Source organism: Rhodosalinus sp. K401 (genome assembly GCF_041365735.1).
Taxonomy (GTDB): domain Bacteria; phylum Pseudomonadota; class Alphaproteobacteria; order Rhodobacterales; family Rhodobacteraceae; genus Rhodosalinus.
Map to the genome: position 1 here is coordinate 150583 of NZ_JBGFSI010000005.1, position 12017 is coordinate 162599.

A 12017-nucleotide genomic window follows, 5' to 3' on the forward strand; every position below is an offset into this window, starting at 1 on the left:
TGATGGCTCACGCCGCGCGGGCGCGAAACTTCCGGTGCTGTCGTCCCCACGCCTCGGCGAAGCGCAGGATATCCTCTTCTGTCGTGTCCGGGCCGAGACTGACGCGCAGCGCGCCGCCGGCCACGGCGTCGTCGTATCCCATCGTCCGGAGCACGCGGCTCGCGCGGACCTTGCCGCTGGAACACGCGGACCCGGCCGATACCGCGAAGCCCGCCAGATCCATCTGCATCACCTGCGTCTCGCCCTTCCATCCGGGCACGGCGAAACAGCTGGTGTTGGGCAGCCGCGGCCCCGAGTTCCCGACAAAAATAATCTCGCTTGAATGGGCAGCAAGAGCGTTTTCTAGAATATTTCTAAGTTCCGCGACCCGGTCCCAGACACCGTCGGCCAGATCGCGCGCAGCCGCCTCGGCGGCGGCGCCGAACCCCGCGATCCCGATCAGGTTCTCCGTGCCGGACCGGCGCCCCATCTCCTGCCCGCCGCCGCGCATCTGCGCGCCCACGTCGAGGCCCTGCCGCAGAACGAGCGCGCCCACGCCCTTGGGCCCGCCCAGCTTGTGCGCCGAGGCGAGCGCCATCTCCGCGCCCGTCCAGTTGAACGCCACGGGAAGCTTGCCGAAGGCCTGGGTCATGTCGCTCACGGCGATCCCCCGGGGCAGATCCTGCACCACGCCGGTCTCGGAATTGGCGAGTTGCAGGGCGGTGCGCCCGGGACTCTCGACCGCGACCTGCCCTGCGCCATCCACCGGCAGGACGGGATCGACCCAGGCCGCGACGGCGTCATGCTCCACGTCGCCCGCCACGAGGCCGCGCCCGGCACAGGCCAGCGCCGCGGCCTCCGTCGCGCCCGAGGTGAACACGATGTCCGCGCCCTCGGCCCCGAAGGCCGCGGCCACCTGCGCGCGCGCCCGCTCCAGCAGCGCCTTCGCCGCGCGGCCTTCGGCGTGCACCGAGGACGGGTTGCCCGTCACCTCCATCGCCGCGATCATCGCGGCGCGGGCCTCGGGGCGCAGCGGCGCCGTGGCGTTCCAGTCGAGGAAGGCCCGGATCATTCGTCCACCAGCGCGAAGATGTCCGGCACCGCGGGGCACGGGGCCAGCGCGTTCTCCACGACGTCGGAAAGCCGCGTCTGGTGCAGGAAGACGTAGACCTGCGCCGACAGGCTTTCCCAGAGCCGGTTCGTCAGCGACTGCGCCCGGCTGCCGGACAGCCCGCCCTTGGCGCCGGCGCCCTTGTGCATGGCGTCCACCGTCTCGTCCACGGCCTGCAGCACGTCCACCACGGTGATCTCCGTCGCCGGGCGGGCCAGCCTGTAGCCGCCCCCCGGGCCGCGCACCGACTCGACGAGACCGGCGCGCCGAAGCTTCACGAAAAGCTGCTCGAGGTAAGGAAGCGAGATCGACTGCCGCCGTGATATGTCGCCGAGGGACACGAGCTCGCCTTGCGGCTGCAGCGCGATGTCGGTCAGCGCGACCATGGCGTAGCGCCCCTTCGTGGAGAGTTTCACTGGATTGCGCCCCTGCGACAATGTTGACCTGATGCGCGCCAGCGCTTAACTGACCGCCAGCCCGAAGCCATGCCCAGCATCACAGGCTTAGAACAGTTCTAAAGTATGCGAGGGAATTCGTCAACAATTCCCGCGTCGCAAGGAGTCTTCCCGACATGCCCGAGGTGATTTTCGCAGGACCGGAGGGCCGCCTGGAAGGCCGCTACCATCCGCAGAAGGAACGCGACGCGCCCATCGCGATCATGCTGCACCCGCACCCGCAGTTCGGGGGCACGATGAACAACAAGGTCGTCTACAACCTGCATTACGCGTTCCATCGCATGGGTTTCACCGTCCTGCGCTTCAACTTTCGCGGCGTGGGCCGCAGCCAGGGCGAGTACGACCAGGGCGTGGGAGAGCTGTCCGACGCGGCCTCCGCGCTCGACTACCTCCAGTCGCTGAACGCGAACTCCAAGCATTGCTGGGTCGCGGGCTTCTCCTTCGGCGCCTGGATCGGGATGCAGCTTCTGATGCGCCGCCCCGAGATCACGGGCTTCGTCTCGGTCTCGCCGCCGGCCAACATGTACGATTTCTCGTTCCTCGCGCCCTGCCCGTCCTCGGGCCTCATCATCAACGGCTCGGCCGACCGCGTGGCCCCGCCTGCCGACACCGCCGCGCTGGTCGCGAAGCTCAAGGACCAGAAGGGCATCACCATCACCCACGAAGAGATCGAAGGCGCGGGCCACTTCTTCGAGGGCCCGCACATGGACAGCATGATCGACACCGTGACCGGCTACGTGAAACGCCGGCTGACGGAAACGACGCGCTGATGGGCGTCGCCGAAGATCTCGCCGACGCGCTGGCGCGCGACGTGATCGCGGCGGCCGAAGAGCTGGGCGACGACACGGTCATCGACGAGGTCGCCAAGGCGCTTGGCCAATCCTCCACCACGACGGAGGAGGCATTCATGACATCGGTGCGCGTGCGCATCGCGGAACGCCGCGCGCGGCGCGTGCTCGAAAAGGCCGTGGCGCGCCGGCGCGCCGAGGGCGCGACGCCCGCGCCCGCCCCGAAGGACGGCAGCGCGGAAAGTGGCGCCACGCCCGCGACCAAGGGCAGTTCGGCGCCAGGCCCCGCCCCGGCCCCCGCGCCCAAGCGCGCGGACACGCGGCGGTCGGGGCCGCGCATCCCGCGCCCGCCCGCAACGCCGCGGCCGAAAACCGACGGAGACCGCTAGACCGGAACAGTCGGCCGGCCGCGTGGCGCGGCGCCGCATCCAAGCGCTGCAAAGAGACCGGAAGATCCTGTGGATCACGCCTGCCCGGGGCCACGCCTCAGGCGCTTTCGGACCGCGCCGCAGAAGCTTGCGCCTTGGCGGCTTTCTTCTTTTCCGCGACCTTTTCCGCCAGATCGCGCGCGATCGCGAAGGCGCCGCGAATCTTGTCGGCCTCTCTTGCCCAGTCGCGCCGGACCACGATCTTGTTGTCGCGGACCTTCGCCAGGCCGTCCTGCGCCTTGATGAATTCCACCAGCCCTTCGGGGTTGGCGAACTTGTCGTTGTGGAACTGGATCGTCGCGCCCTTGGGCCCGCCGTCCAGCTTCGCGATGCCCGCGCGCTTGCACATCGCCTTGATCCGCACCACCAGCAGAAGCGTGTTCACCTCCTTCGGCAATTTGCCGAAGCGATCGATCAACTCGGCGGCGAAGCCTTCGAGCTCCACCTTGGTCGTGAGCGACGACAGACGCCGATAAAGCCCCAGCCGCACGTCGAGGTCCGGCACGTAATCCTCCGGAATGAGGACCGGAACGCCGAGGTTGATCTGCGGCGCCCATTGCTCATCGGCCTCCGAAAGGCCTTCCATCTCGCCCGCGCGGATCTTGGCGATCGCCTCCTCCAGCATGGTCTGGTAGAGTTCGTAGCCCACATCGCGCATCTGCCCGGACTGCTCTTCGCCCAGAAGATTGCCCGCGCCGCGGATGTCGAGATCCTGGCTTGCCAGCGTGAAGCCCGCGCCGAGCGTGTCGAGGCTGCCCAGCACCCTCAGTCGCTTCTCCGCGGCGGGCGTGAGCGGTGCGCGCGGCTTGGTGGTGAGGTAGGCATGGGCGCGCGTCTTGGCACGCCCCACCCGCCCCCGGATCTGGTAGAGTTGCGCGAGTCCGAAGAGGTCCGCGCGCCACACGACCATCGTGTTGGCCGTGGGGATGTCGAGGCCGGATTCCACGATCGTGGTGGCCAGCAGCACGTCGTACTTGCCGTCGTAGAAGGCGTTCATCCGGTCGTCGAGCTCGCCGGCCGCCATCTGGCCGTGGGCTATGACGTAGCTGACCTCCGGCACCTGCTCCTGAAGGAACGCCTCCATCTCGGGCAGGTCCTTGATGCGCGGCACCACGAAGAAGCTTTGCCCGCCGCGGTAATGCTCGCGCAGAAGCGCCTCGCGCACCGTCACCGCGTCGAACTCGCTCACATAGGTGCGAATCGCCAGCCGGTCGACGGGCGGGGTTCCGATGATGCTGAGATCCCGCACACCCGAAAGCGACAGTTGCAGCGTTCGCGGGATCGGCGTCGCGGTGAGCGTGAGCACATGCACGTCCGAGCGCAATTGCTTCAGCCGCTCCTTGTGGGAGACGCCGAAATGCTGCTCCTCGTCGATGACGAGGAGGCCGAGGTTCCGGAACCGCACGCTCTTGGCCAGCAGCGCGTGGGTGCCCACCACGATGTCCACCGTGCCCTTGGCAAGCCCCTCGCGCGTGGCGGCCGCGTCCTTCTGCGACACGAAGCGCGAGAGCGCGCGCACCTCCAGCGGAAAGCCGCGGAACCGCTCGCGGAAGCTTTGCGCATGCTGGCGGGCCAGCAGCGTGGTGGGCGCGATCACCGCGACCTGCACGCCCGACATGGCCGCCACGAAGGCCGCGCGCATCGCCACCTCGGTCTTGCCGAAGCCCACGTCGCCGCAGATCAGCCGGTCCATCGGATGGCCGGAGGTCATGTCGTCGAGCACCGCCTCGATGGCGGAAAGCTGGTCGTCGGTTTCCTGGTAGGGAAAGCGCGCCGAGAACTCTTCCCAGGCGTGGGGCGGCGGGTCGAGCACCGGCGCCTTGCGCAGCGCACGCTCGGCCGCCACGCGGATGAGCCGGTCGGCCATCTCGCGGATGCGTTCCTTGAGCCGCGCCTTCTTGGCCTGCCACGCACCGCCGCCCAGCTTGTCGAGAAGCCCTTCCTCGTGGCCGTAGCGGCTCAGAAGCTCGATGTTCTCGACCGGCAGGTAGAGCTTGGCGCCCTCGGCGTATTCCAGGCGCAGGCACTCATGCGCGGCGCCCGCCGCGGTGATCACCTCGAGGCCCATGTAGCGCCCGATCCCATGCTCCACATGGACCACCAGATCGCCCGGCGAAAGCGATTGCGCCTCGGTCAGGAAATTCTCCGCGCGGCGGCGCTTCTTCGGGGCGCGGATCAGCCTGTCGCCCAGCACGTCCTGCTCGGCGATCACGGTCATGTCGGTCGTCTCGAACCCCTGCTCGAGCGGCCAGACGGCCAGGTGCAGGCCCGTCTTGCCGAGGCGCGAGGCGTCGGCGACGGGCACGGCCCCCACGAGGCCCTCGTCCTCCAGAAGCCCGGAAAGCCGTTCGCGCGCGCCTTCGGAATAGGACGCGACGAGCACCGGGCCATCCTGCATCTTCGCGCGAACGTGCTCCGCCAGAACACTGAAAAGGTTCACCTTCTCGTTCTGTCGTTCGGGCGTGAAGCTGCGCCCGATCCGGCCGCCTGCGTCCACGATGCCCGGGCCGGACGCCCGCGGAAGCGGGGAGAACTGCACCACCCGCCGGTCGCCGAGCGCCGTGTCGAGCGCCGCCTCGTCGAGGTAGAGCTCTCCCGGCGGGACGGGCTTGTAGACGGTGTCGATGCGGCCCTTCTGGCTCATCGCCTCGCGGCGCGCCTCGTACTGGTCGACGATGCCCTCCCACCGCGCGAGGTGCGCCGGACGGGTCTGGTCGTCGAGCGTCACCGGCGCGCCCGGCAGATAGTCGAAAAGCGTCTCCAGCCTCTCGTGGAACAGCGGCAGCCAGTGTTCGGCGCCCTGGTGCTTGCGCCCCGCGCTCACCGCCTCGTAGAGCGGATCGTCGCTGCCCGCCGCGCCGAACTCGATCCGGTAATTCTGGCGGAACCGCAGGATCGACGCCTCGTCCAGGATCACCTCGGAGACCGGGGCAAGCTCCACCCGCTCCAGCGCTTCGGTGGTCCGCTGGCTTGCCGGGTCGAACCGGCGCGCCCCGTCGAGAACGTCGCCGAAGAGGTCGAGGCGCACCGGCCCGCCCTCTCCGGGCGGATAGATGTCGATGATGCCGCCGCGGATCGCGTAGTCGCCCGGTTCGGTCACGGTGGGGGCCTGCGCGAAACCCATCCGCGCGAGAAAGCTCCGCAGCGCCGCCTCGTCGAGGCGGTGGCCGACCCGCGCGGTGAAGGCGGCCTCGCGCAGCACCTCGCGGGGCGGCAGAAACTGGGTGGCCGAACTCATCGTGGTCAAGAGCACGAAGCGCGAGGGCGCGCCGTGCACGAGCGCGGCGAGTGTCGCCATCCGCGCGGCCGAGATGTCGGGGTTGGGCGACACCCGGTCATAGGGCAGGCAATCCCAGGCCGGAAAGCGCAGCACCGGCATGCCCGGATCGAAGAAGGCGAGCGCGGCCTCGGTGGCGGCCATGCGCTTGTCGTCGCGCGCGACATGGATCACGGGCCCCTCGGCGCGCGCGACCTCGCGCAGAAGCAGCCTGGCGTCGTAGCCTTCGGGCGCGCCGCCCATCGTGATCGTGCGGGGGTCTGTCATGAGACGCCTCATCTGTCGCGCGCGCATCGCCTCGTCAAGACGCAAGCGCCGGGGCCACCGTCAGTAGGGCAAGGCACCGATCGCGATATTCTGATACATGCCCCAGAGCGAGGTGACGAAGATCGACAGCAGGCCGATCACCTGCGTCCAGAAACGCAGGACGCGCAGCTTGCGGCGCAGCGCCTCTCCCTTCAGGCCGTCGCGCCGGATCTGGCCTGCGGCCCGCAGGCCCAGAAGCCAAACGAAACCCAGCGGCGTCACCAGAAGGAACGTGGCCTGGGCGAACTCGATCCCGTAACCGAAGCCCATCACGATCAGCCCGGTGAGCAGGAAGAAGACGAGCATCGTGAGCCACAGACCCGCCACATGCACGATGTGGAGCATCCGGTCGCAGTTGATGCGCACCAGGTCGTGCAGGTCTGCCTCGGCCCGGCCGCCATGGCGACGGGCACGGGCGACCATGTCGAAGGGCACGCCCAGCACCCAGTGACTGGCCGAGGACCAGACCACAGCAAGCGCGATCCAGTACCACAGGTTCGAGAACGATCGCATGTCGATCACTTCGAAAACCACAAGATGCCAATCCACAGCGTCGGGCCCCGCGTCGTTCGTCGTGAAGCCCCATTAACCTGCCACGCGGCGCTTGCCCATAGCCCGGGCGCAGGACGCGCGAGGGGGGGGGCTGGACAAGCGCGGCCTGCGCGGTACACCCGCGGGGAGGTTCCCGTTCCGAAAGGCCCGCCCATGCAGCCCATCCAGGCCCCCTTCCCCGCCACGCGTTTCCGTCGCAGCCGGGCCCGCGCCGCGACCCGCGCGCTGACGCGGGAGACGACGCTCACGGCCGACGATCTCATCTGGCCGGTCTTCCTGCGCGATGGCGAGGGCGTGGAGGAAGAGGTGCCGTCTATGCCCGGCGTCTTCCGGCGCAGCGTGGACCGGGTGGTGGAGGCGGCGGCGGAGGCACACGCGGTGGGCATCCCCGCGATCTGCCTTTTTCCCTACACCGACCCGGACAGGAAGACGAAGGACTGCGCCGAGGCCTGGAATCCGGAAAACCTGTCGAACCGGGCGACGCGCGCGATCAAGGCCGAGGTTCCCGGCATCGCGGTGATGACCGACGTGGCGCTCGACCCATACAATATCGACGGCCATGACGGCTTCGTGCGCGCGGGCCGGGTCGTCAACGACGAGACGGTCGAGGCGCTGGTGCGCCAGGCGCTTTCGCAGGCCGAGGCCGGCGCCGACATCATCGGCCCCTCCGACATGATGGACGGGCGCATCGGCGCGCTACGCGACGCCCTCGAGGCGGAGGGCCACCACGACGTGATGCTGATGAGCTACGCGGCGAAATACGCCTCGGCCTTCTATGGTCCCTTCCGCGACGCGGTCGGCGCCTCGGGCGCGCTCAAGGGCGACAAGAAGACCTACCAGATGGATCCCGGCAATTCGGACGAGGCGCTGCGGCTCGTGGCGCGCGACCTGTCGGAAGGGGCGGACGCGGTGATGGTGAAGCCCGGCATGCCGTATCTCGACATCTGCCGCCGCGTGAAGGACGGCTTCGGCGCGCCGACCTTCGCCTACCAGGTGTCGGGCGAATACGCGATGATCGAGGCGGCCGCCCGCAACGGCTGGGTCGACGGCGAGCGCGTGATGCTGGAAAGCCTGCTGGCGTTCAAGCGCGCGGGCTGCGACGGCATTCTCACCTATTTCGCCCCGCGGGCAGCGCGCGCGCTGCGCGACGGGTGACGCCGCGCGGCCGGTCACGGGCGAAGCCCCGCCGAGCGGACGGTTGCAGGGTGACACGCGCCCCGGGACACCGTATAAAGTGGCTGTAACCGGTTCGACCACAAGAACCGGCCAGGCTCAGGCAAGGAACAGGCAGACAGATGACACTCATGACCCGACGCGCCTTCGCCGTCTCGGCTCTCGCGCTCGCCGCGGGCTGCTCGAACGGTATCGGCGGTGACGGCGCTCAGCGCCTCGACGCCCGCGTGGACGCCACGCTGTCCCGCATGTACGCCGATTTCCCCGGAACCCGTCAGCTGGCCGACAAGTCGGTGGGCATGCTGGTCATGCCGGTCGTGACCGAGGCCGGTCTCGGCTTCGGCGGGGCCTACGGGCGCGGCGCGCTTCGCGTGGGCGGCGTGACGGTGGACTACTACTCGGCCACCCGCGCCAGCATCGGCCCGCAGATCGGCGGCCAGCAATATTCCCATGTGCTGTTCTTCATGACCGAAGACGCGCTCCGGGAATTCCGCACGAGCCCGGGCTGGGCGGCGGGCGCCGACGTCGAATACGTCTTCAACAATATCGGAGAGGCGCTCAAGGCCGAGACGACGACCTCGATCTCGCCGGTGATCGCGGTGGTCTTCGGCCAGGCCGGGGTGCGCGTCGGCGCCACGATCGAGGGCACCAAGTACACGCGCATCATCCCGTGAGCGACCGGCGCGCCCGCCGCACGGGCGCGCCGCAGCACCCGGCTAGTGCAGCGTGAATTCGCCCACCACGCTGCGCCACTCGCCCGGCGCGATCATCTTGCGGTGGGTGAAGCGCACCGAGTGGAGCGGGCCCTCGATCTCTGTCTGCCAGAATTCAATGAAATCGAAGAGGCGCGGATGATCCGGCGCGAGGTCGTAATCCTGCCAGATGAAACTGTTGAGGACGCTCCTGTAGTCCGGCATCCGGTAGAAGAGTTGCGCTGTCGTCAGCCCGTAGCCCTTCAGCATGAGTTCGGTTTCGCGCTCCATTCGCATCCTCCTGGCCTGCTGGTCCGAACAGGATGCCGAATCGTACTTACTTTTCAACGAAAACAGCATGTTGGCAGCCTCCGTACCGTGCTGCCAACACCGCGCAGAGGGCGTCGATTGCGCCCCGCCCGCGCGCGGTGCTATAAGTTCGGCGACAGCGCACCGGGCTTCGACAAGAGCAGGCAGAACACGTGAACGACACGCCCCAACCCCCTGACGACGAAAGCGGAAACGCGACGCCCGCCTATTCCGGGCCGGTGATCGACATCGCCGACGAAATGCGGTCTTCCTATCTCGACTACGCGATGAGCGTGATCGTCAGCCGCGCGATCCCGGATCTTCGCGATGGCCTGAAGCCTGTGCACCGGCGCATTCTTTACGCGATGCACGAAACCGGCAACAGCCACGACAAGCCCTACAGGAAATCCGCGCGGCCCGTCGGCGACGTGATGGGGCGCTACCACCCGCATGGCGACAGCGCGATCTACGACGCGCTGGTGCGCATGGCGCAGGACTTCTCGATGTCGCTGCCGCTCCTCGACGGGCAGGGCAATTTCGGCTCCATGGACGGCGACAACCCCGCCGCCATGCGCTACACCGAGGTGCGCATGGCCAAGCCCGCCGACTACGTCCTGGCCGATATCGACAAGGACACGGTGGATTTTCAGGACAACTACGACGGCAAGGACCGCGAACCCACCGTCCTGCCCGCGCGCTTTCCCAACATGCTGGTCAACGGCGCGGGCGGCATCGCCGTGGGCATGGCCACCAACATCCCGCCCCACAACCTTGGCGAGATCGTGGACGCCACGCTTGCGCTGATCGACGACCCGGACCTGTCGTCCGAGCAGCTCATCGCGCACGTTCCGGGCCCGGATTTCCCCACGGGCGGGATCATGCTGGGCCGGTCGGGCGCGCGCAAGGCCTATCTCGAAGGGCGCGGCAGCGTCATCATCCGCGCCAGGACCCGGGTGGAGGAGCTGCGCCGCGACCGCTACGCCATCGTCATCGACGAGATCCCCTACCAGGTGAACAAGGCGTCGATGATCGAGAAGATCGCCGAGGCCGTCCGCGAAAAGCGGATCGAGGGCATCGCCCATGTCCAGGACGAATCCGACCGTTCTGGCGTGCGCGTCGTCATCGAACTCAAACGCGACGCCACGCCCGACGTGGTGCTGAACCAGCTTTGGCGCTTCACGCCCATGCAGACCAGCTTCGGCTGCAACATGCTGGCGCTGAACGGCGGGCGGCCCGAGCAGCTCACGCTGCGCGGCTTCCTGGCGGCCTTCATCTCCTTCCGGGAAGAGGTCGTGGCGCGGCGCACCGCCTACCTGCTGCGCAAGGCGCGGGAGCGCAGCCATATCCTCTGCGGCCTCGCCGTGGCGGTCTCCAACGTGGACGAGGTCGTGGCCACGATCCGCGCCTCGGCGGACGCCGCGGAGGCGCGCGAGAAGCTGATGACCCGGCGCTGGCCCGCCGCCGACATCGCGGAATACATCCGCCTGATCGACGATCCGACCCACACGATCAACGAGGACGGCACCTACAACCTCTCCGAGGCGCAGGCCCGCGCGATCCTCGAGCTGCGGCTGCAACGCCTCACGCAGCTCGGCGTCAAGGAAGTGACCGACGAGCTCGAGGAGTTGGCCGCGAAGATCAAGGAGTACCTGGAGATCCTCGGTTCGCGCGAGCGGATCATGGGCATCATCCGCGACGAACTGCGCGAGGTGAAGGACCTCTTCGCGGTACCGCGCCGCACCGAGATCGTGGACTGGGCTGGCGATCTGGAAGACGAGGACCTGATCGAGCGCGAGGACATGGTCGTGACGGTGACCCAGTCCGGCTACATCAAGCGCACGCCGCTCGGCGACTTCCGCGCGCAGAAGCGCGGCGGCAAGGGGCTTTCCGGCATGGCCACGAAAGAGGACGACGTGGTCACCACGCTCTTCGTCGCCAACACCCACACGCCGCTTCTGTTCTTCACCACCGACGGGATGGTCTACAAGCTCAAGACGTGGCGCCTGCCGCTCGGGGCGCGCACGGCGCGGGGAAAGGCGATCGTCAACATCCTGCCGATCCCGCAAGGCGTCTCCATCGCCGCGATCATGCCGGTGGACCGCCCCGAAGAGGAGTGGGACGCGCTGCAGATCATGTTCGCCACCTCCGCCGGCGACGTGCGGCGCAATGCGCTCTCGGACTTCACCAACGTGATGCGGAACGGCAAGATCGCGATGCGGCTGCCCGAAGGCGTGGAACTGGTGAACGCGCGCATCGCCTCCGAGGATGAGGACGTGATGCTCGTCACCGATTCCGGCCGCGCGATCCGCTTCCCCTCGACGGAGGTGCGCGTCTTCAAGGGGCGCGATTCCACCGGCGTGCGGGGCATCCGACTGCAGCGCGGCGACCGCGTGGTGTCGATGTCGGTCATTCGCCACTTCGAGGCCACGCCCGACGAACGCGCCGCCTATCTGAAGATGCGCCGCGCCGTGGCCGGTGCGGCCGAAGAAGACGCAATCCACGACGACGAGGAGTCGACGGACGCCAACGCGACCATCGCGCCGTCGCGCTACGCCGGGATGTCGGCCGCCGAGAACCTGATCCTCACGATTACCGCAAAGGGGCTCGGCAAGATCACCTCGAGCCACGACTACCCGGTGCGCGGGCGCGGCGGCCTCGGGGTGCAGGCGATCGACAAGGGCCTGCGCGGCGGTCCCGTGGTGGCCTGCTTCCCCGTGGAGATGGACGACCAGGTGATGCTCGCCACCTCGCGCGGCCAGTCGATCCGCGTGCCCGTTGAGGGCATTTCCTTCCGCTCGCGCAGCGCGGGCGGGGTGAAGGTGTTCGACACGCGCGAGGGCGAAGAGGTCGTCTCGGTGGCGTGGATCGCGGACCAGGGCGAGGAGACGGAGGAGGAGGACGCGGGCTGAGGATCCCTCGCCCGCGTCGTCGCGGCGCCCGATCCGGC

The 12017-nt window shown here is 68.5% G+C and carries 10 protein-coding genes; 5 read left to right on the top strand and 5 right to left on the bottom strand.

Annotated elements, in window-relative coordinates:
* Window positions 1-7: 7 nt before the first annotated feature.
* Both AB6A66_RS08215 and AB6A66_RS08220 read right to left on the bottom strand, forming a co-directional pair.
* Window positions 8-1051 carry a cysteine desulfurase family protein gene (locus AB6A66_RS08215; protein ID WP_371055501.1) on the bottom strand — a complete coding sequence of 348 codons (1044 nt, stop codon included), beginning with the start codon at window positions 1049-1051 and terminating at the stop codon, window positions 8-10.
* On the bottom strand, window positions 1048-1506 hold the full coding sequence (locus AB6A66_RS08220; protein WP_371038981.1) for an Rrf2 family transcriptional regulator: 459 nt from the start codon (window positions 1504-1506) through the stop codon (window positions 1048-1050). Before AB6A66_RS08220 ends, AB6A66_RS08215 begins: the two co-directional genes overlap by 4 nt.
* Window positions 1507-1661: 155 nt before the next feature.
* Here AB6A66_RS08220 and AB6A66_RS08225 point away from each other — a divergent pair, with 155 nt between their 5' ends.
* Complete coding sequence (locus tag AB6A66_RS08225) at window positions 1662-2315, top strand: alpha/beta hydrolase (protein ID WP_371038982.1); 654 nt, start codon at window positions 1662-1664, stop codon at window positions 2313-2315.
* Window positions 2315-2722 carry a hypothetical protein gene (locus AB6A66_RS08230; RefSeq protein ID WP_371038983.1) on the top strand — a complete coding sequence of 136 codons (408 nt, stop codon included), beginning with the start codon at window positions 2315-2317 and terminating at the stop codon, window positions 2720-2722. Before AB6A66_RS08225 ends, AB6A66_RS08230 begins: the two co-directional genes overlap by 1 nt.
* Before the next feature lie 97 nt (window positions 2723-2819).
* On the opposite strand, the gene mfd is transcribed toward AB6A66_RS08230, so the two are convergent.
* A complete protein-coding gene (gene mfd / locus AB6A66_RS08235) occupies window positions 2820-6305 on the bottom strand; it encodes a transcription-repair coupling factor (RefSeq protein WP_371055502.1) in 3486 nt (1161 codons plus the stop codon).
* Window positions 6306-6365: 60 nt separating this feature from the next.
* On the bottom strand, window positions 6366-6857 hold the full coding sequence (locus AB6A66_RS08240) for a component of SufBCD complex (RefSeq protein ID WP_371038985.1): 492 nt from the start codon (window positions 6855-6857) through the stop codon (window positions 6366-6368).
* Between the two features lie 192 nt (window positions 6858-7049).
* Between AB6A66_RS08240 and hemB the strand changes: the two genes are divergently transcribed.
* Both hemB and AB6A66_RS08250 read left to right on the top strand, forming a co-directional pair.
* The gene (gene hemB / locus AB6A66_RS08245) at window positions 7050-8051 is read left to right on the top strand and encodes a porphobilinogen synthase (RefSeq protein WP_371055503.1); all 1002 of its coding nucleotides are present in this window, start codon (window positions 7050-7052) and stop codon (window positions 8049-8051) included.
* 140 nt (window positions 8052-8191) lie between these two features.
* The gene (locus AB6A66_RS08250) at window positions 8192-8743 is read left to right on the top strand and encodes a YSC84-related protein (RefSeq protein WP_371038987.1); all 552 of its coding nucleotides are present in this window, start codon (window positions 8192-8194) and stop codon (window positions 8741-8743) included.
* 42 nt (window positions 8744-8785) lie between these two features.
* Here the strand turns inward: AB6A66_RS08250 and AB6A66_RS08255 are convergent, their stop codons facing one another.
* Window positions 8786-9052 (bottom strand): usg protein, encoded by a 267-nt coding sequence (locus tag AB6A66_RS08255; RefSeq protein ID WP_371038988.1) that lies wholly within the window; start codon window positions 9050-9052, stop codon window positions 8786-8788.
* 191 nt (window positions 9053-9243) lie between these two features.
* Between AB6A66_RS08255 and gyrA the strand changes: the two genes are divergently transcribed.
* Window positions 9244-11979 (top strand): DNA gyrase subunit A, encoded by a 2736-nt coding sequence (gene gyrA / locus AB6A66_RS08260; protein WP_371055504.1) that lies wholly within the window; start codon window positions 9244-9246, stop codon window positions 11977-11979.
* Window positions 11980-12017 lie beyond the last annotated feature (38 nt).